The organism is Streptomyces sp. RK9 (assembly GCF_045070545.1).
In the GTDB taxonomy this organism is placed as follows: domain Bacteria; phylum Actinomycetota; class Actinomycetes; order Streptomycetales; family Streptomycetaceae; genus Streptomyces; species Streptomyces alboflavus.
The window spans coordinates 3,940,662-3,960,056 of the sequence record NZ_CP173703.1; the positions used below are offsets into that span (position 1 = coordinate 3,940,662).

16 protein-coding genes are annotated in these 19,395 nt (G+C 73.3%); 11 read left to right on the plus strand and 5 right to left on the minus strand.

What is annotated here, in order from left to right; all coding sequences use genetic code 11:
- Positions 1 to 75 precede the first annotated feature (75 nt).
- Positions 76 to 1,620 carry an acyl-CoA synthetase gene (locus AB6L24_RS16315; protein WP_405655996.1) on the plus strand — a complete coding sequence of 515 codons (1,545 nt, stop codon included), beginning with the start codon at positions 76 to 78 and terminating at the stop codon, positions 1,618 to 1,620.
- Between the two features lie 48 nt (positions 1,621 to 1,668).
- Here AB6L24_RS16315 and AB6L24_RS16320 read toward each other — a convergent pair whose 3' ends face one another.
- Positions 1,669 to 4,863 (minus strand): trypsin-like peptidase domain-containing protein, encoded by a 3,195-nt coding sequence (locus AB6L24_RS16320; RefSeq protein ID WP_405655997.1) that lies wholly within the window; start codon positions 4,861 to 4,863, stop codon positions 1,669 to 1,671.
- Positions 4,864 to 4,980: 117 nt separating this feature from the next.
- Here AB6L24_RS16320 and AB6L24_RS16325 point away from each other — a divergent pair, with 117 nt between their 5' ends.
- Positions 4,981 to 5,289, plus strand: coding sequence for a trypco2 family protein (locus AB6L24_RS16325; RefSeq protein WP_405655998.1), 309 nt, complete (start codon positions 4,981 to 4,983; stop codon positions 5,287 to 5,289).
- Between the two features lie 45 nt (positions 5,290 to 5,334).
- On the opposite strand, the gene AB6L24_RS16330 is transcribed toward AB6L24_RS16325, so the two are convergent.
- Positions 5,335 to 6,279, minus strand: a complete 945-nt coding sequence (locus AB6L24_RS16330; RefSeq protein WP_405656000.1) for a LysR family transcriptional regulator — start codon at positions 6,277 to 6,279, stop codon at positions 5,335 to 5,337.
- A gap of 89 nt (positions 6,280 to 6,368) precedes the next feature.
- Between AB6L24_RS16330 and AB6L24_RS16335 the strand changes: the two genes are divergently transcribed.
- From AB6L24_RS16335 to AB6L24_RS16350, 4 genes are all read left to right on the plus strand, one after another.
- Positions 6,369 to 7,292, plus strand: coding sequence for a zinc-binding dehydrogenase (locus tag AB6L24_RS16335; RefSeq protein ID WP_405656002.1), 924 nt, complete (start codon positions 6,369 to 6,371; stop codon positions 7,290 to 7,292).
- Positions 7,289 to 8,446, plus strand: a complete 1,158-nt coding sequence (locus AB6L24_RS16340) for an alpha/beta hydrolase family protein (protein WP_405656003.1) — start codon at positions 7,289 to 7,291, stop codon at positions 8,444 to 8,446. Before AB6L24_RS16335 ends, AB6L24_RS16340 begins: the two co-directional genes overlap by 4 nt.
- A gap of 322 nt (positions 8,447 to 8,768) precedes the next feature.
- Complete coding sequence (locus AB6L24_RS16345) at positions 8,769 to 9,515, plus strand: SDR family oxidoreductase (RefSeq protein WP_405656004.1); 747 nt, start codon at positions 8,769 to 8,771, stop codon at positions 9,513 to 9,515.
- A 79-nt stretch (positions 9,516 to 9,594) separates the two neighbouring features.
- Entirely contained in the window at positions 9,595 to 10,107 is a 513-nt protein-coding gene (locus tag AB6L24_RS16350) for a PH domain-containing protein (RefSeq protein ID WP_405656006.1), read from the plus strand.
- Here the strand turns inward: AB6L24_RS16350 and paaK are convergent.
- Both paaK and AB6L24_RS16360 read right to left on the minus strand, forming a co-directional pair.
- On the minus strand, positions 10,076 to 11,371 hold the full coding sequence (gene paaK / locus AB6L24_RS16355) for a phenylacetate--CoA ligase PaaK (RefSeq protein WP_405656007.1): 1,296 nt from the start codon (positions 11,369 to 11,371) through the stop codon (positions 10,076 to 10,078). The genes AB6L24_RS16350 and paaK overlap by 32 nt on opposite strands.
- A gap of 241 nt (positions 11,372 to 11,612) precedes the next feature.
- Entirely contained in the window at positions 11,613 to 12,662 is a 1,050-nt protein-coding gene (locus tag AB6L24_RS16360) for a glycoside hydrolase family 5 protein (protein ID WP_405656008.1), read from the minus strand.
- Between the two features lie 218 nt (positions 12,663 to 12,880).
- Between AB6L24_RS16360 and AB6L24_RS16365 the strand changes: the two genes are divergently transcribed.
- Positions 12,881 to 13,489, plus strand: coding sequence for a chorismate mutase (locus tag AB6L24_RS16365; RefSeq protein WP_405656010.1), 609 nt, complete (start codon positions 12,881 to 12,883; stop codon positions 13,487 to 13,489).
- A 77-nt stretch (positions 13,490 to 13,566) separates the two neighbouring features.
- On the opposite strand, the gene AB6L24_RS16370 is transcribed toward AB6L24_RS16365, so the two are convergent.
- Entirely contained in the window at positions 13,567 to 15,180 is a 1,614-nt protein-coding gene (locus AB6L24_RS16370; RefSeq protein WP_405656012.1) for an acyl-CoA synthetase, read from the minus strand.
- A gap of 166 nt (positions 15,181 to 15,346) precedes the next feature.
- Here AB6L24_RS16370 and AB6L24_RS16375 point away from each other — a divergent pair, with 166 nt between their 5' ends.
- The 4 genes from AB6L24_RS16375 to AB6L24_RS16390 are packed head-to-tail and all read left to right on the plus strand — an operon-like array spanning position 15,347 to position 19,391.
- Positions 15,347 to 16,147: a crotonase/enoyl-CoA hydratase family protein gene (locus AB6L24_RS16375; RefSeq protein ID WP_405656014.1), complete on the plus strand. Its 801-nt coding sequence runs from the start codon at positions 15,347 to 15,349 to the stop codon at positions 16,145 to 16,147.
- Between the two features lie 17 nt (positions 16,148 to 16,164).
- Complete coding sequence (locus AB6L24_RS16380) at positions 16,165 to 17,124, plus strand: Zn-ribbon domain-containing OB-fold protein (RefSeq protein ID WP_405656016.1); 960 nt, start codon at positions 16,165 to 16,167, stop codon at positions 17,122 to 17,124.
- On the plus strand, positions 17,125 to 18,192 hold the full coding sequence (locus AB6L24_RS16385) for a thiolase domain-containing protein (protein ID WP_405656018.1): 1,068 nt from the start codon (positions 17,125 to 17,127) through the stop codon (positions 18,190 to 18,192).
- On the plus strand, positions 18,189 to 19,391 hold the full coding sequence (locus AB6L24_RS16390; RefSeq protein ID WP_405656020.1) for a thiolase domain-containing protein: 1,203 nt from the start codon (positions 18,189 to 18,191) through the stop codon (positions 19,389 to 19,391). The genes AB6L24_RS16385 and AB6L24_RS16390 overlap by 4 nt, the downstream gene beginning before the upstream one ends.
- The last annotated feature ends 4 nt before the right edge of the window (positions 19,392 to 19,395 follow it).

Genomic DNA, 19,395 nt, shown 5'->3' on the forward strand with positions numbered 1-19,395 from the left:
CGGCGCCTGACGTGAAGTCGACGCACGGCGCGGGACCCTTGACCACCGGACCGGACCGCCCGCAGGATCACGGCCATGACGGGTGAGAGCGGCAGGGCGACAGCGGGCGACGGCACGGCCACCGCGGCGGCGCGCGGCAGCACGGTCGACGGCGTCCTGAGGCGCAGCGCGCGCCGGACACCGGCCCGCACCGCCCTGCGCTACGGCGACCGCGCCTGGACGTACTCCGAACTCGACGACGCCGTCTCCCGCGCCGCCGCCGTCCTGCGCGCGGCCGGCCTGGACCGGGGCGACCGCGTCGGCGCCTACGCCCACAACTCGGACGCCTACCTCATCGGCTTCCTGGCCTGCGCCCGCGCGGGCCTCGTCCACGTCCCGGTCAACCAGAACCTCACCGGCGACGACCTCGCGTACATCGTCCGGCAGTCCGGCAGCGCCCTCGTCCTCGCGGACCCCGACCTCGCGGGCCGCCTCCCCGAAGGCGTGGCCGTCCTGCCGCTCAGGGACGCCGACGACGCGCTCCTCGCGCGGCTCGCGACCACCGCCCCCTACGACGGCCCCGCACCGGACGCCGAGGACCTCGCGCAACTCCTGTACACCTCAGGCACAACGGCCGCCCCCAAAGGCGCGATGCTCACCCACCGGGCCCTCGTCCACGAGTACATGAGCGCCGTGCACGCCCTGGACCTCACGGAGTCCGACCGGCCGGTGCACTCCCTGCCGCTGTACCACTCGGCCCAGATGCACGTGTTCCTGCTGCCGTACCTGGCGGTCGGCGCCGAGAACACGATCCTCGACGCGCCCGACGCCGTGCAGATCTTCGACCTGGTGGCGGCGGGCCGCGCCGACAGCCTGTTCGCGCCGCCCACCGTGTGGATCGGCCTCTCGCAGCACGCCGACTTCGCGACGCGCGACCTGAGCGCCCTGCGCAAGGCGTACTACGGCGCGTCGATCATGCCGGTGCCGGTCCTGGAACGGCTGCGCGCACGCCTGCCCGGCCTCGCCTTCTACAACTGCTTCGGGCAGAGCGAGATCGGCCCGCTCGCCACCGTGCTCGGCCCGGACGAGCACGAGGGCCGCATGGACTCCTGCGGGCGGCCCGTCCTCTTCGTCGAGGCGCGGGTCGTCGACGATGCGGGCAAGGAGGTGCCCGACGGCTCCCGGGGCGAAGTGGTCTACCGCTCGCCGCAGTTGTGCGAGGGCTACTGGGACAAGCCGGAGGAGACCGCGGCGGCGTTCCGGGACGGCTGGTTCCACTCCGGCGACCTCGCGGTGCGGGACGCGGAGGGCTACTTCACGGTCGTCGACCGGGTGAAGGACGTCATCAACTCCGGCGGTGTCCTCGTCGCCTCGCGCCAGGTCGAGGACGCGCTCTACACCCACCCGGCCGTCGCCGAGACCGCCGTCGTCGGCCTGCCCGACGAGCGCTGGATCGAGGCCGTCACCGCCGTCGTCGTACGCGGAGGCGAGGTCAGCGAGGCCGAACTGATCGCCCACGCCCGCGAACGCCTCGCGCACTTCAAGGCGCCCAAGCGCGTGGTGTTCGTGGACGCGCTGCCGCGCAACGCCAGCGGGAAGATCCTCAAGAGGGAGCTGCGGGACCGCCTCGGCGCGGAGTGACCGGCGGGTCGCAGGGACCGGCGGGCCGTGGTGAGTCTTCCGGGCTCCTCAGGGCGTGGCGTCGTCGCTCCGGAGTTCCGCGAGCAGCTGCCACAGTGCGGCACGGGCGTGAGGGTCGAGGCTCTCGTCGACGGCCAGCTCGGCGCAGAGCGGGGCGCCGTGCCGGGGCGACCGGAGCGCGAGGGCACGGACCGCCGCGACGCGGTGCCCGTGCCGCAGCCGGGTGTCGGTGGCGAGCGCCGTGGCCACGGCGACGGCGCGGCCGTCCGGGCATCGGGACAACAGGGCCTCGGCGGCGGCGACCCGCACCGCTCCGCTGCGTGAGCTGTCCCCGGCGAGCCCGGCGCAGAAGCCGGCCGCGCGGGGGAACGGGAGCAGGCTCAGCGTCGTGATGAGGCGTCGGCGACGCGACAGGTCGAGCCGGGCGTCCCCGGCGAGCAGGGCGTACTGGTCCGCTCCGCGCGCGTCGTCGAGCGCGACCAGGAGGATGGCCATCCAGGTGCGGTGCTTCGGGCTGAGCGCGCGCTGCGCGCAGAGGTCCACGCACAGGTCGGCGGCGCGCGGGTCGCCGAGCCGCGCCAGGGCGCGCAGCGCCCGCACCCTGGTCTCGTCGTCCAGGCCGGTGTCCTGCCCGAGAGCGGCGCACAGGTCCGCGCCGTGCGGCTTCCACCCGGCCAACGCGCGTGCCCCTCGGACGCGGACGGCCCCGGGCAGGCCGGGGTCCGAGGCGAGGCGCACGCACAGCTCGACGCCCCGTGCGCCGCCCGCGCGCGGCAGGGCCCGGGCCGCCCACATGGCGGCGCGGTCGTCGAGTCGGGGATCCTTGACGAGGTCGGCGCAGATCTCGATGGCGTCGGGATGTCCGACGCCGAGCACGACGTCCACCATCTCCGCGTGGTCCTCGTACTCGTAGTTGGTGGGGGTACCCGTGAGCAGCCGAACAGCGGTGTCCACGACGGCGTCGACGACCTGCGGCGGCAGTGCGGCGCCGAACCGGGCGAGCTGGGCGATGAACTTGCAGGCGCGCAGCGGGTAGCCGCCGTCGACCAGGCGGCGCAGGCGCACGCTGATCTGCCGCGTGGCCCGCTGGTCGCCGCTCTCCGAGGCCGCGTCCAGGAGGAAGGCGATGTAGGAGAGGTACTCGCTGGGGATGCGGATGCCGTACTCGACGCGCCACGACTGCCCCTCGGGGACGTCGAACTCGAAGACCCGCTTGAGCGCGGGCCCCAGCGCGTGGGCGTCCGCCAGCGCGTGTTGTGCGGCCAGGAACTCCAGCAGCGTCTGGTGCCAGAACTCGAGGCGTCCGGCACCGGCCGTCAGCAGACCGCTGCCCCGCAGCGCGGCCTCCAGGAACGCGCGCCACTCCCGCGGGGGAACCGCACAGGGCCGCTCCACCGCGGGCAGCGTCTCCAGGACGTCGACCGCGGAAAGCCGGTTGTCGCCGTGCAGGACGTCCGCCACCTGGGCGATCAGGGCGGGCAGGTGGTCCAGGGTGCGTTCGACGGCCTTCAGGGCCTGGTCGCCGCGCCCTTGGAGGGCGGCGCGGGTCTGGGTCCTGACGCGGACGAGGCCGGCGGGGCTGCGGCCGCTGTCGAGGAGGTCGATGTAGCTCCGGTAGACCGCGCCCCGGCTGCTCGGCAGCGTCCCGTCCGGGCCCGCGGCGTAGAGGCGGCACAGCATGGTGGCCATGAGCGGGCTGCTCGCCATCTCGGCCAGGTCGGCCCGCGCCAGGACGGCCAGGAAGCGGTCGGCGGCCCCCTGCGGGTCGGGCAGGCCCAGGTAGCGGAACCACACCAGGGCGAGTTCGCGCACGTCGTGGTCCTGGAACGGCTTCAGGACGTAGTGCAGCGTGAAGCTCTCCAACTCCTCGTCGGCGAGCGGCCGGGTGGCGACGACGAACCGGAACGGGCCCGCGGGACCGCCTTCGCCGAGCGCGGCGAGACCGCGCAGCACAGTCCGTCGTACGCCGACGTCGGCGATCTCGTCGAGCCCGTCGACCAGCACCGTCCAGCGCGCCCCGGGACCGGGCCCCCTGCTGAACAGGGCCGGGGACAGCGTCTCCAGGAGCCCGTGGGGCGCCAGCTCCGCGGTCGCGGCGGCCGCGAGAGCCTCCGCGAGCGGCCGACCGGCCAGCGACGCCGCCGGAACGAGCACGGGGACGCTCACGTCGTCGGCCTCGCCGCGCCGACGTGCCTCGATGCCGAGGGCGAGACAGCGGCGCAGCAGACTGGTCTTGCCGCCTCCCGCTCCGGCGACCACGACACAGGGTTCCTCGCCGGTGAACACCTCCTCGGCGGAGACCTCTTCGAACAGCCGGGCGGAGAGCCGCTCCCGGCTTCCCTGCGGCCCCGCTCCCTCGCTCTCCTCGCCCCCTTGCGGGTGTTCGACGAGGCGCCGCTTGACACACCGGCGCAGATACACGTCCGCGAGCGGTGGGGTGAGGCCGAACGACACGTCGTCGTAGGGGTGCGTGCCCGCGTAGCGCTCGGCCGCCGCGAGATAGTGGTCGAGCTGCCCGTCCGGCGTGTACGACGACGGCGGACGGGCCTGTTCCCGTACGGCCTCCAGGGCGTCGAGCGTCAGACGGCGGCCCAGAAGCTCCTCCAACCGCCCCCGCTCGTCGGCCGACAGCGTCTCGGCCCAGCGGTCCACCCGGGAGGCGCCGAGCCGGCCGGGTCCGTCGCCGAGGTGATGGCGCGAGACGATGCCGACGATCCGCCCGTCGCTGAACACCGCGGCCCCGGACATGCCCTCCCAGGGCGAGACCGAGCCGCCTTTGGCCGTGGCGTGGTCGCTCCGGGCCACACGCAGGTCCAGCGTCCCCTCGCGGCGGTTGGCGAACACCGAACAGGTGGCGTGGACGTGTTCGTACTCCCGGTAGCGCGAACCGTCCCTGCCCTGCCGCACCTTGAAGTACGGGAAGCCCGCCGCGCTGCACCGCAGCAGCAGGTCCTCCTCGGGGACCCGGCCGAAGTGCGCCCTGCCGGTCCGCGGCCCGTCCCGCGACGGCACGCCCAGGACGGCGACATCAACTCCCGCGTGCCGCCACCGCACTTCGGCGTCCCCGCTGTACTCGCCCGGCCGGCCGGCGTCGAACCGCACGCGCGCGTGGTCGGCCCCCGCGACGACGTGCGCGGCGGTCAGGACGATGCCGGGCCGCACCAGATAGCCGGAGCCGCGGCGGTTGCCCGCGCCGTGCGGCACGACGATCTCCGCCACCTGACCGGCGCGCAGTCCGGACACGTCCGCCACCTGTTCCACCCGAGCCGTCGAGTGGCTAGGCTCCACCCGATCAACTGCCTTGTGGCACAGGCCACATGGACGAGAGTACGACGGTCGCGCGCGCCAGGGAGACAGGCAGTGGAACTCGCCGAGATGATTCGCGCCCTGCGCGAGGAACTGAACGAAGCCCTGACCGCCGGTCCCGACGAGCAGCTCCGGTTCGAACTCGGGCCGGTCGAGATCGAGGCGACCGTCGCGGCCGAGCGCACGGCGGGCGGACAGGGAAAGATTCGGTTCTGGGTGGTGGAGGGCACGGCGGACGCCACGCGCTCCGCGGCGCGGACGCAGCGGATCACCCTGACCCTGCACCCCAAGGTCCGCACCCGGGACGGGGCGTTGACGACCGCGTACGTCGCGGATGAGACGGGCGGCGGCGAGGAGTGGTGAGGGCGGTCGGGGGGCGGCACGGAGGCCACTGATCGGGCTCCCGGGTCACGCCGTGCCCGCGTCGGGACCGTGGACGGGCTGTTCGGGCAGCCAGTCCCTGGCGGGGTCGTACTCCAGCCACCGGCTCCGCCCCGCCTCCCCGGCGCACGCGGCGGCGAGTTCGTCGAGGCCGGGGTGGGTGTTTCCGGTGCGCCACAGCAGGGACCACGCGTACAGCGGCGTGGGGTCGACGAGCGGGACGGAGCGCAGGCCGGGGACGTCCGGCAGGGGCACGTCGGCGGGCAGCAGGGAGAAGCAGCGCGGGTGGGCGGCCACCTCGGTGAGGAAGTGGGCGAGGCCCAGATTGACGCCGACGGCCCGCTCCCGGACGTCGAAGCGGTCGGCGAACCGGCGCAGGAAGTCCAGCCGGTCCAGGGCGCCGGGTGCCCACAGCACGCTGTCACGCAGCTGCCCGGGCCGCAGCGCCGGCTCGGCCGCGAGCGGATGGTCCGCGCTCAGGACGGCGTCGACGGGTTCGAGGCGGACCAGGCGGTGTGTCAGCTCGGCGGGCAGCGGCGGGTGGACCCGGCCGAAGGCCGCGTCGATGTCGCCGTGCAGGAGCGCGCCGAGCACCGTCGGCAGATCGCGCCCGTGGCCGAGCTCCAGCTCCTCGGTCCGTCCGGCGACGTGGGCCAGCGTCCGCATCGGCGCGTAGAGATGGCCCCAGACGTCGACGCGCAGCGGGCTGTCCTTCCGCGCCGTCGCGGCCACCGCGTCGTCGGCGGCGGCCAGGGCCCGCCGGGCCGGTTCGAGGAAGCCGCGCCCCGCCTCGGTGAGGGCCACGCCGTGGCCGAGGCGTGCGAAGAGCCGCGCGCCGAGCAGCGACTCCAGCCGTCCGATCCGTTTGGACAGGGCCTGCTGCGTGATCGCCAGCTTCCCGGCAGCCCGCCCGAAGTGCAGCTCCTGGGCGGCGTGCACGAAGGCACGCACCTGCGCCATGTCCAGATCCACGCCCACCACCATAGGTGACAACTGATGGTTGTCGGACTTTCCGGTCCGTTGTTGGATCACCGCGCGGTCGGCGGGATTGCATCGTCGGCATGCGAAGACTGATTCCCACGGGGGAGGCGGCGCGTCCGGTGGAGTTCACCGACGTCCCCCAGCCCGCCCCGCAGGCCCATGAGGCACTGATCAAGGTCGAGGCGTTCGCGCCCAACCGGGGCGAGACGTTCCTCCTGGAACGGCCGGGCCCCGGACTGCTGCCCGGCAAGGACATCGCGGGGCTCGTCGTCCAGGCCGCCGCGGACGGCTCGGGCCCCGGCGTCGGCACCCGCGTGGCCGGGCATCCGCCGCAGGGCGGCTGGGCCGAGTACGCCGCCGTCCCCACCCACTCCCTCGCCGTGCTCCCGGACGCGATCGACAGCACCCGGGCGGCGGCCCTGCCCCTGGCGGGCATCACCGCGCTGCGCCTGCTGCGCGCCGCGGGCTCCCTGGCCGGCCGCCGCGTGCTCCTGACCGGCGCCTCCGGCGGTGTCGGCCACTACGTCACCGAGCTGGCCGCCGCGGCCGGGGCGGACCTCACCGTGGTGACGGCCACCCCGGAGCGCGGACGGCGGCTCGCCGAGCTGGGCGCGGCCGAGGTGGTGCACGACGTGGCGGCGGCCCAGGGGCCGTTCGACGTCGTCCTGGAGTCCACGGGCGGCCCGCAGTTGCCGACCGCCCTGTCCAAGGCGCGCCCGGGCGGCCTGCTCATCTGGTTCGGCCAGGCGAGCCGCACCCCGGTCACCCTCGACTTCTTCGACCTCCTCGGCGGTCCGGCGGGCGTCACGATCCAGCACTTCCACTACGCGGGCGCTCCCTACGGCCCCGACCTCACCGCGCTGGTGCGCCTCGTGGAGCAGGGGCGGCTGCACCCCGAGATCGGCCGGGTCGCCGACTGGGACCGGACCGCCGACGTCCTGGTCGACCTGCGGGAGCGCCGCGTGCGCGGCAAGGCCGTCCTCACGACGGGGGCCGCCCGATGAGCGCCGCCGCATGCTCCGCCGCCGAGGTCGCCGCCGAGGTCGCCGTCACCAAGCCCGCCGCTGATCTCGCCTCCGCAACGGCAGCCCCTGGCTCCGCCTCCACCGAGGCAACCGCCGACTCCGCCGCCACGAAGGCCGCCCCCGACCTCGTCGCCACGAAGGCCGCCGCCACCGACTTCGCCGCCGCCCAGTGGAGCCGCGCCACCGGCGCGGGCCTCGACCCGCACGAGTATCAGCGCGTCACCGGAGCCCTGGAGTCCGTGGCCGACTGGGGCCCGGCCTTCGACCGTGCCGGACGCGAGCACCTCCGGCGCGCGGCGGACGAGGGCTCACCGCTGTCGGCGGGGGAGCGGCTGCTGACGGCGGCGCGGTGGTTCCACGTCGCCACGCTGGCTCCGTTCGCCGGGGCCGAGCGGGCCGCGGCCGCGGCGGACGACGCGCTCGGCCGGGCGCTCGCCCTCCTGGAGCCCGGTGCCCGGCGCGTGCGCGGCGCGGAGTTCACCGGCTGGCTGCGCGGCCCCGCGGACCCGGCGGGGACCGTCATCGTCGTCCCCGGCCTGGACTCGGCCAAGGAGGAGTTCCTCGACCTCGTCACCGCGCTCCTGGCCCGCGGCCTCGCGGTGTTCGCGATGGACGGCCCCGGACAGGGCGCGCTCGCCGCCACGACGACCGTGCGCGCCGACTACCACCGGGTCGTCGGCCGAGCCATCGACGCTCTCGGCGCCCCGCGCGTCGCCGTCGTCGGCCTCAGCCTGGGCGGCTACTACGCGGCCGAGACCGCCGCACGGGAGTCGCGCGTGGTTGCCGCCGCGACCGTCAGCGGCCCCTTCCGCCTCGACTGGGACGAACTGCCCGGCCCCGTACGGGACATCCTGACCCGGCGCGCCGGATCGGCCGAGGCCGCCCGCGCGTTCGCCCGGCAGGTGGACCTCTCCGAGCTGGCGCCGCGCATCACGGCCCCGCTCCTGACCGTGGACGGCGGCCAGGACGTCATCCCCGGCGTGACGAACGGGGAACCGCTGGCCCGCCTCGCGCCGCACGGCACCCACCTGTCCGTCCCGCACGGCGATCACCTCCTGGGCAACGCGCGCCCCGACTGGCTGCCCCAGGTCGCGGACTGGATCACGCAAGCACTGACAGGGACACCGGCATGAACGACGTCCCCGAAACGCACGGGAGCCCCGGCACGAACGGCCTCCCCGGTACGCACGGGAGCCCCGGCATGAACGGCCTCCCCGGCACGCACGGGAGCCCCGGTATGAACGGCCTCCCCGGCACGCACGGGAGCCCCGGCATGAACGGCCTCCCCGGCACGCACCGGAATCCCCGGCATGAACCACCTCCCCGGCACGCACCGGAATCCCCGGCATGAACGGCCTCCCCGGCACACACCGGAGCCCCAGCACAAACGGCCTCCCCGGCACACACCGGAGCCCCGACATGAACCACCTCCCCAGAACACTCAGGAGCCCCGGCATGAACCGCTTCACCGGAAAGACCGCCCTCATCACCGGAGGCACCAGCGGCATGGGGCTCGCGACCGCGCGCCGCCTCGTCGCCGAAGGCGCTCACGTCGTCGTCACCGGCCGCACCTGCGCCCGCGTGGACGCGGCCGTCGCGGACCTCGGCCCGAACGCCTCGGGCGCCGTGGCCGACGCCGCCGAGCTCGGCGCTGTGGAGGCGCTGATGGACACGGTCCGGGACCGGCACGGCCGCCTCGACACCCTCTTCGCGAACGCGGGCACCGGCACCTTCCTGCCCTTCGAGGACATCACCGAGGCGGACTTCGACCACGCCGTCGACGTCAATCTCAAGGGCGTGTTCTTCACCGTCCAGAAGGCGCTGCCGCTGCTCGTGGACGGCGGCTCGGTCGTCGTCAACGCGTCCTGGACCCTGCACCGGGGCAACAGCGTCCTCACCCTGTACTCGGCGACCAAGGCCGCCGCGCACAACCTGGCCAGGACCCTCGCCGCGGGCCTCGCCCCGCGCGGCATCCGCGTCAACTCCGTCAGCCCCGGATACATCGACACCCCCATGTACCCGGCGGCCTCGCTGAGCGCGACGGAAGCGGCGGCGGTGACCGGCCGGATCGTCGCCGGGCGCTTCGGCCGCCCCGAGGAGGTCGCGGCGGCCGTCGCGTTCCTCGCCTCGTCCGACGCGTCCTACGTCAACGGCCAGGACCTGATCGTCGACGGGGGTCTCGTCGGGGCCGTACCCGCCTGACGGCGCTACCGGGGCGTCGAGGCGATCAACGACTGACCGGACGGCCGAAGGACCCGTACCACCGAATTACCATGAACCGGTGGAAACAGTTCGAATAGCGCTCCCTCGGCCCCGCCGCCGCTCCCTGCACCTCGGCCTCGCGGTGGTCACCGTCACCCTGGGGCTCATCGCTCTGTTCGTGCTGCCCGGCGCCTACGCGCACTCGACGAGCAGCGGTCGCACGGCCACCACCGTGCTCGCCGGGATCTGGCTGCCGACCGCTTTCTACGTGCTGAACCGCGCGGCGGGCACGACCACGCTCACCCCCGAGGGGATGCGGCTCAGGACGGCGGTGAGCCGACGCCTGATCCCGTGGCGCACGGTCACTCGCATCGAGGCGGAACGACGTACGGGCCGCGGCGGCCGCTGCTGGTACGTGGTCCGCGCGCACCTGGTCAAGGGCCGCCCCGTCGTCCTGCCCGGAGCCCTGTCCGAGCACCAGCAGGACGAGGCGTTCCGGGCCGCCGTGCGGACGATCGACCAGTACCGCGCCCGACACGCGCCCCCGGCGGGAGCCCCCCTCACTTCCCCCGCAGGTCCACGATCCGCTTGAACTTCCCCACCGAGCGCTCGATGGTCTCGGGGTCCACGACCTCGACGGACACCGAGACGCCGATGCCGTCCTTGACCGCCGACGAGATCTCCCGCGCCGCCGTGACGCGCCGCCCGGGCGGGGTGTCCGCGCGGGCCTCCACACACACCGTGAGGGCGTCCATGCGGCCCTCCTTCGTCAGCCGCAGCTGGAAGTGCGGTGCGAGCCCGGGGGTGCGCAGGACGATCTCCTCGATCTGCGTCGGGAAGAGGTTCACACCGCGCAGGATCACCATGTCGTCGCTGCGCCCGGTGACCTTCTCCATGCGCCGGAACACCCGGGCCGTGCCGGGCAGCAGCCGCGTCAGGTCCCGGGTGCGGTACCGGATGACGGGCAGCGCCTCCTTGGTGAGCGAGGTGAAGACCAGCTCGCCGTGCTCGCCGTCCGGAAGCACCTCGCCGGTGATCGGGTCGACGACCTCCGGGTAGAAGTGGTCCTCCCAGATGTGCAGGCCGTCCTTGGTCTCCACGCACTCCTGGGCGACGCCGGGCCCGATCACCTCCGAGAGCCCGTATATGTCGACGGCGTCGATCGCGAACCGCTCCTCGATCTCGCGCCGCATCTCCTCCGTCCAGGGCTCCGCGCCGAAGATGCCGACCCGCAGCGAGGTGCTGCGCGGGTCGACGCCCTGGCGCTCGAACTCCTCGAGGAGCGTGAGCATGTACGACGGCGTCACCATGATGATCTCGGGGCGGAAGTCCAGGATGAGCTGCACCTGGCGCGCGGTCATGCCGCCGGACGCGGGGATCACCGTGCAGCCGAGCCGCTCCGCGCCGTAGTGCGCGCCGAGCCCGCCCGTGAAGAGGCCGTACCCGTACGCGACGTGCACCTTCTGCCCCGGCCGCCCGCCCGCGGCCCGGATGGAGCGGGCCACGACGTCCGCCCACATGCTGAGGTCCTGCTCGGTGTAGCCGACGACGGTGGGGCGCCCGGTGGTGCCGCTCGACGCGTGCAGCCGGCGCAGCTCGGACTGCTCGACCGCGAGCATTCCGAAGGGGTAGTTCGCGCGCAGGTCCGCCTTCGTGGTGAACGGGAACCGGGCGAGGTCGGCGAGCGAGTGGCAGTCGTCGGGGCCGAGCCCCGCCGCGTCGAAGGCCGCCCGGTAGAAGGGCACGTTCTCGTAGGCGTGCAGCAGCGTGTCCTGGAGCCGGTCCAGTTGCAGTGCCTCCAGCTCCGCGCGGCCGAGCCGCTCCCCCGCGTCCAGCAGTGCCGGTGTGCGCGCCATCTGGAGTACCCCCGTCCCATGCCGGGCGACCGGACCTTGGCCGATCTTGTGTCGGGGTCAGTTATTCAAGGTTTCATGGCTTCTGGCAAGGGTTTCGTCCGAGGTGGCATGGGCGGTGTCGCGGCGGACGGGTGGTTCCCGGGACAGGGGTGGTGTTCCGGTTCTGGGGGCGGCGGAGCGTGCGGGTGTGGCCGGGGACCGGCGCCGGTCGGCGGACGTTCCGCGCCGGTCCCCGCCGTGCTCAGAAGTCGTCGGCGGTACGCATCCGCTCGCGTATCCACACCCCGGCGGGCTTCAGCGGTGAGGTGCCGGTCCAGGGGCCGCCCTTATTGCAGGTGCCGGTCTTGAAGACGGCGCCGGAGCGGTTGTCGTCGGAGAAGTTCCAGTTGACCCAGCTGATCTTCCTGGAGGCCATCAGGTCCAGGTACTTCTGCGACATGCCGAAGTCGTTGGCGTCCTCGCCCGCGTAGTTCTGGGTGCCGAACTCCGTCACGAAGACAGGGAGCTTGGCGGACGCGCGGGAGAGGGTGTCCAAGTACTCGTCGCGGTGCGAGGCGGCGTAGAAGTGGAAGGTGTACATGATGTTCGAGGCCTTCACCGGGTTGTTGACCACCTCGGACTCGTTCGCGCCCTCCGAGACGCCGAACGACGACCAGGCGCGGGTGCCGACGAGCACCGGGGCGTTGGAGTCGATGTTCCTGATCACGGGGATGATCTGCTCGGCGTAGGACTTGATGCGCGACCAGCTCACGCCGCTGGGCTCGTTGGCGATCTCGTACAGGACGTTGCTCTTGCCCTGGTGCCGCTTGGCGATCTCGGTGAAGAACGTCTTGGCCCGGGACAGGTTGGCGTTCGGGTCGCCGGGGCTGAGCATGTGCCAGTCGACGATCACGTACATGCCGCGCGCGGAGGCCTGCTCGATGAGGGAGTGCGCGAGATCGGTGTACTTCTTGGGGTCGGTCTCGTACCCGCCTTCCTGTACGTACGTGGAGACGCGCAGGACGTCGGCGTTCCAGTCGCCGGCGAGGGCGTCGAGCGAGCCGTTGGTCAGACAGTGCGCGTACCACTGGGTGCCGTGGCTGCTCATGCCGCGCAGCTGGACGGCCTTGCCGTTCTTGTTGCAGAGCTTGGTGCCGCACACGGTGAGCTGGCCGTTCGCGGCGACCGGCGTCGGCGCGGCGGCGCGCGGCGCGGAGGGGCCGGACGCGGTCGCGGCGGCCGGTGGGGCGGCGGAGGCGAGGGCGGCGACGAGTGCTGCGGCGAGAGTGGCGGCCAGACGGGCTGGTCTCATGGGGGACTCCAAGCCATTGAAGGTTAGGAACCTTTCCTAACCAAGGAATAGCAAAGAGCGGGTACGCCTCACAAGGTGCATGACAAGAGATCCTTCAGCGGGCTGTATGGCGGGCCAGCCCGCTGAACCGGAAGGGCGGCTTTACGATAGCCGCGTCATCGCGGATGCCGCCTCGGCGCGCACTCGCTCAACGGCCGCCGTCAGCAAGGGGACTTCTCGTGCGCGTTGCCTCATCCGTCGGACGTCTGCTCGCTGCCGGGGGTGTCGCCGCGGCGCTGCTCGTGGGCGGCGGCGCGGCGGTCGCCGCCCCTGTCGCGCCCGACGCGCGGACCGTCTCCGTGAGCCCGTACGCGCAACTGCGCCCGCTCTCCGACCTCTCCGCGCGGCGCCTCGCCACCGCCGACCTCGTCGCCGCGGCCAAGTACGGCACGGGCGCCCCCATCGACGACCCCGCCCGCGAGCGGCAGGTCCTGGACGCCGTGGCGCGGCAGGCGGAGCAGATCGGCGCGGACCCCGAGGCGACCGTGCGGATCTTCCGGGACCAGATCGAGGCCAACAAGGTCGTGCAGCGCGCCCTGCACCGGCGCTGGGTCGCCGACCCCGCGTCGGCCCCGACCGAGCGGCCCGACCTCGCGAAGGTGCGCGAGGAGATCAACCGCGTCAACGGTGAACTGGTCCACGCCGTCGCCGCGTCGGAGCCCGCCCGCACCGCACCGTACTGCCGCGGCCTGCTCACCGCGACCACCGCCGTGGTGGTGCACGAGCGGCGGCTGGACGTGCTGCACGCGGGGGCGCTGGTGCGGGCTTCGCGGTCGGTGTGCGGCTGAGGGTCCGGGCGTCGGGGTCGGTGTGTGGGTGAGGGTCCGGGCGTACGGAGTGTGCGGGTGACCGGCCGCGGTGGCTGCTACGCCCCGGCCGCCACCGTCCGCGCCCAGCGGTAGTCGGCCTTCCCGCTCGGCGAGCGCTGGATGTGGTCGGTGAAGACCACGGCCCGCGGGATCTTGTACCCGGCGAGGTGCGTGCGGCAGTGGCTCTGGAGTGACGAGAGGTCCAACGGGTCGGCGCCGTCCCTGAGTTGCACGACCGCGGCGACCCGGTTGCCCCAGCGTTCGTCCGGCACCCCCGCGACCAGCGCGTCATAGATGTCGGGGTGGGACTTCAGGGCCTGCTCGACCTCCTCCGGGTAGACCTTCTCGCCGCCGGTGTTGATGCACTGGGAGCCGCGGCCGAGCACCGTCACGATGCCGTCCGCGTCGACCGTCGCCATGTCGCCGAGCAGCACCCAGCGTTCGTCGCCGCGCTGGAAGAAGGTCTCGGCGGTCTTGCGGGCGTCGTTGTAGTAGCCGAGCGGCACGTGGCCGCGCTGGGCGATGCGTCCCGGCTCGCCGGGGGCCACCGGGGCGTACGTCGCCGGATCCACCACCTGGGTGCGGGAGTTGACCTGGATCCGGAAGCCCTTGTCGGGTCCCGAGTCGTCCGTGGCGGTGCCGTTGAAGCCGGACTCGGACGAGCCGAAGTTGTTGAGGAGCATCACGTTCGGGGCGAGCGCGGCGAACTGGGCGCGGACCGTCTCCGACATGATCGCGCCGGACGAGGAGACGCTGAAGAGGGCGGACAGGTCGGTGCCGCGCAGTGGTCCGTTCAGGGCGTCGACGAGGGGCCGCAGCATCGCGTCGCCCACCAGGGACACGCTGGTGACCTTCTCCTTCGCGATGGTGCGCAGGACCTCCTCGGGGGCGAACTTGCGGTGGATGACCAGGCGTTGGCCGAAGTGGAAGCAGATGAACGCCGTCAGCGTGGACGTGCCGTGCATCAGGGGCGGGGTGGGGAAGAAGGTGATGCCGTCGCCCCCGGCCGCCACCCGCTCGGCGACCTCCTGCGGGCGCGTCACCGGCTCGCCGGTGGGGGCGCCGCCGCCGAGCCCCGAGAAGAACAGGTCCTCCTGGCGCCACATGACGCCCTTGGGCATGCCCGTGGTGCCCCCGGTGTAGATGATGAACAGGTCGTCCGCCGAGCGCTCCGGGAACCCGCGCCCGGGCGACCCGGACGCCTCCGCCTCCGCGAACGCCACCGCGTCCGGACCCGGCGTGCCGGGCGGTGCCTCGCCGACCCGGATCAGGTGCCGCAGCTTCTCCGCACGCGGCAGCGCGGCGGCCACCCGCTCGCCGAACTCCCCGTCGAAGACCAGCGCGGCCAGATCGGCGTCCCGGTAGAGGTACGCCAACTCCTCTTCGACGTAACGGTAGTTGACGTTCACCGGCACGATCCGTGCCTTCAGGCAGGCCAGGACCGTCTGGAGGTACTCGACGCCGTTGTAGAGGTGCAGGCCCAGGTGCTCGCCCGGTTTGACGCCGTGGTCCATCAGGTGGTGCGCGATGCGGTTGGCGGCCGCGTCGAGCTCGGCGTAGCTGAGGGCGCGCTCCGCGCCCGTGCCGGGGTGGTCGATGTAGAGCAGCGCCGCGCGGTCCGGCACCGCGTCCACGACCGACTCGAACAGGTCGGCAAGGTTGTACTCCACCGCTCCTCCTGACCCCGGCGCCATCGCGTGTGGCGGTCATGAGAGCAGAGGCGCGCACAAGTGGGAAGGGTCCGCGTAGAAGAAAACTGACTACCTGTCAGAAAACTCTTGAACTGCCACCTCCCCTCCTGCAACCTGTTCCAGGTCTGACGACGGGAGGACGGCTATGGGTGGTACGGAACATCTCTCCGTGCGGCGCGAGGGCGCCACGCTGATACTCACGCTCAACCGGCCGGAGGCCAGGAACGCGCTCTCGCTGCCGATGCTGGTCGGCCTGTACGACGGGTGGCTGGCCGCCGACGAGGACGACGGCGTGCGCTCGGTCGTGCTCACCGGCGCGGGCGGCGCGTTCTGCGCGGGCATGGACCTGAAGGCGCTCGCGGGCGGGCAGATGGTGGGCGAGGAGTACCGGGACCGGCTCAAGGCCGACCCCGACCTGCACTGGAAGGCCATGCTGCGCCACCACCGGCCCCGCAAACCCGTGCTCGCCGCCGTCGAGGGCGCCTGTGTGGCCGGCGGCACCGAGATCCTCCAGGGCACCGACATCCGCGTCGCGGGGGAGTCCGCGACCTTCGGGCTCTTCGAGGTCAAGCGGGGGCTCTTCCCCATCGGCGGCTCCACGGTGCGCCTCCAGCGCCAGATCCCGCGCACCCACGCCCTGGAGATGCTGCTCACCGGCCGCCCCTACACGGCCACGGAGGCCGCCGCCGTCGGCCTGATCGGCCATGTCGTCCCCGACGGCACCGCCCTGGAGAAGGCCCTCGCCATCGCCGAGCGCATCAACGCCTGCGGGCCGCTGGCCGTCGAGGCCGTGAAGGCATCCGTGTACGAGACCGCCGACATGACGGAGGCCGACGGACTCGCGGCCGAACTGGAGCGCGGCTGGCCGGTGTTCGACACCGCCGACGCCAAGGAGGGTGCCCGCGCCTTCGCTGAGAAGCGCCCGCCCGTCTACCGCCGCGCCTGACCCGAGGAGCCACCCCCGTGACCGAAGTCCTCAGCGCCCCCCTCGTCGTCGAGTTCCCCTTCACCCGTTCCCTCGGCCCCGTCCAGTCGGCCTTCCTCACCGGCCTGCGCGAGCGCACCGTGCTCGGCGTGCGCACCGGCGACGGCAAGGTCCTCGTGCCGCCCGTCGAGTACGACCCGGCGACCGCCGAAGAGCTGCGCGACCTCGTCGAGGTCGCCCCCACCGGCACCGTCACCACCTGGGCCTGGAACCACGAGCCCCGCCGTGGCCAGCCCCTCGAAACGCCCTTCGCCTGGGTCCTCGTACGCCTCGACGGCGCCGACACGGCTCTGCTGCACGCCCTCGACGCTCCCGGCCCGGACGGCGTACGCACCGGTATGCGCGTCCGCGTCCGCTGGGCCGCCGAACGCACCGGCGCCATCACGGACATCGCCTGCTTCGAGCCGTACGAAGGCGAAGTGATGGAGCGTCAAGCTACCTCGCACGAGGGCAAGTTCGCCGGTGAAGCCGTCACCGGGATCGTCGCGCACGCCCGGCTCGACTACACCTACAGCCCCGGCCGCGCCCAGTCCCAGTACATCCACGCCCTGTCCGGTCGCAGGATCGTCGGCGAGCGCTGCCCGTCCTGCCGCAAGGTGTACGTGCCGCCGCGCGGGGCCTGCCCCACCTGCGGCGTCGCGACCGCCGAGCAGGTCGAGGTCGGGCCGCGCGGGACCGTGACGACCTTCTGCATCGTCAACATCAAGGCGAAGAACCTCGACATCGAAGTGCCCTACGTCTACGCGCACATCGCCCTCGACGGCGCCGACCTCGCCCTGCACGCCCGGATCGCGGGCATCCCCTACGACCAGGTCCGGATGGGTCTGCGCGTCGAACCGGTGTGGGCCGAGCCCTCGGCGGACAGCCGCTACCCCGACCACTACCGGCCCACCGGCGAACCCGACGCGGACTACGACACGTACAAGGAGCTGGTGTAGATGGCGCCCGCCGCGCACGGGGCACGGGACGTCGCGATCGTCGCCTTCGGGCAGAGCGACCACCGGCGCACCACCGACGAGCTGTCCGAGGTCGAGCTGCTCATGCCCGTCCTGCACGAGGTCCTCGCCGCCACCGGCCTGAAGACCGGCGACATCGGCTTCACCTGCTCCGGCTCCTCCGACTACCTCGCCGGGCGTGCCTTCTCCTTCACCATGGCCCTCGACGGCGTCGGCGCCTGGCCGCCGATCTCCGAGTCGCACGTGGAGATGGACGGCGCCTGGGCGCTGTACGAGGCGTGGGTGAAGCTCCAGACCGGCGAGTGCGACACCGCGCTCGTCTACTCCTACGGCAAGTCCTCGCCGGGATCGGTGCGCGACGTCCTGACCCGCCAGCTCGACCCGTACTACGTGGCGCCCCTGTGGCCGGACTCCGTCGCGCTCGCCGCCCTCCAGGCGCGGGCGCTGATCGACGCGGGCGACACGGACGAGCCCGCGCTGGCCGGGGTCGCGGCCCGCAGCCGCACCGCCGCACGCACCAACCCCCATGCCCAGCTGCGGGGTTCGGTGCCGCACGGCGACTATGTCGTACACCCCCTGCGCACCGGCGACTGCCCGCCGGTCGGCGACGGGGTCGCCGCCGTCGTGCTCGCCGCGGGGGAGCGGGTGCGGGAGCTGTGCGAGCGGCCCGCCTGGATCCGCGGCATCGACCACCGCATCGAGGCGCACGGCCTCGGCGTGCGCGACCTCACGGACTCGCCGTCCGCACGCCTCGCGGCCGAGCGGGCCGGTGCCTTCGAACGGCCCGTGGACACCGCCGAGTTGCACGCGCCGTTCACGTCGCAGGAGGTCGTCCTGCGCAAGGCGCTGCGCCTGGACGAGCGGGTGACGGTCAACCCGTCGGGCGGCGCCCTCGCCGCCAACCCGGTCATGGCCGCCGGTCTCATCCGGCTCGGCGAGGCCGCGGCCCGCATCCACCGTGGCGCCTCCGAGCGCGCCCTCGCCCACGCCACCTCGGGCCCCTGTCTGCAACAGAACCTGGTCGCCGTCCTGGAAGGAGATCCGCGATGAGCGACGCGTCAGCGCCCACGAGGGCGGCGGGGGCGGCGAAGGAGCCGGTCGCCGTCGTCGGGATCGGGCAGACCAAGCACGTCGCGGCGCGCCGGGACGTGTCGATCGCGGGCCTGGTCCGCGAGGCCGCGCAACGCGCCCTCCTGGACGCCGAGTTGACCTGGGCCGACATCGACGCCGTCGTCATCGGCAAGGCGCCCGACTTCTTCGAGGGCGTCATGATGCCCGAGCTGTACCTCGCCGACGCGCTCGGCGCCGTCGGCAAGCCCATGCTGCGCGTCCACACCGCGGGCTCCGTCGGCGGCTCCACCGCGCTCGTCGCCGCGAACCTCGTCGCGGGCCGCGTCCACGGCACCGTCCTCACCCTGGCCTTCGAAAAGCAGTCGGAATCCAACGCGATGTGGGGCCTCTCGCTGCCCGTGCCGTTCCAGCAGCCGCTGCTCGCGGGCGCGGGCGGCTTCTTCGCGCCGCACATCCGCGCGTACATGCGGCGCACCGGCGCCCCCGACACGGTCGGCTCGCTCGTCGCGTACAAGGACCGGCGCAACGCCCTCAAGAACCCCTACGCGCACCTGCACGAGCACGACATCACCCTGGAGAAGGTGCAGTCGGCGCCGATGCTCTGGGACCCCGTCCGCTACTCCGAGACCTGCCCCTCCTCCGACGGCGCCTGCGCGATGGTCCTCACCGACCGGGCGGGCGCGGCCCGGGCGCCGAGGCCGCCCGCCTGGATGCACGGGGGCGCGATGCGCAGCGAGCCCACCATGTTCGCGGGCAAGGACTTCGTGTCGCCCCGGGCCGGGAAGGACTGCGCGGCCGACGTCTACCGGCAGGCGGGCGTCACCGATCCGCGCCGGGAGATCGACGCGGTCGAGATGTACGTGCCGTTCTCCTGGTACGAGCCGATGTGGCTGGAGAACCTGGGGTTCGCGGCGCAGGGCGAGGGCTGGAAGCTCACCGAGTCCGGCGTGACGGAACTGGACGGTGACCTTCCGGTGAACATGTCGGGCGGTGTCCTGTCCACCAACCCCATCGGGGCGTCCGGGATGATCCGCTTCGCCGAGGCCGCGCTCCAGGTGCGGGGACAGGCCGGTGCGCACCAAGTGCCCGGTGCGCGCAGGGCACTTGGGCACGCCTACGGAGGGGGCTCGCAGTTCTTCGCCATGTGGCTGGTCGGCGCGGAGCCGCCCACGACGTGACACG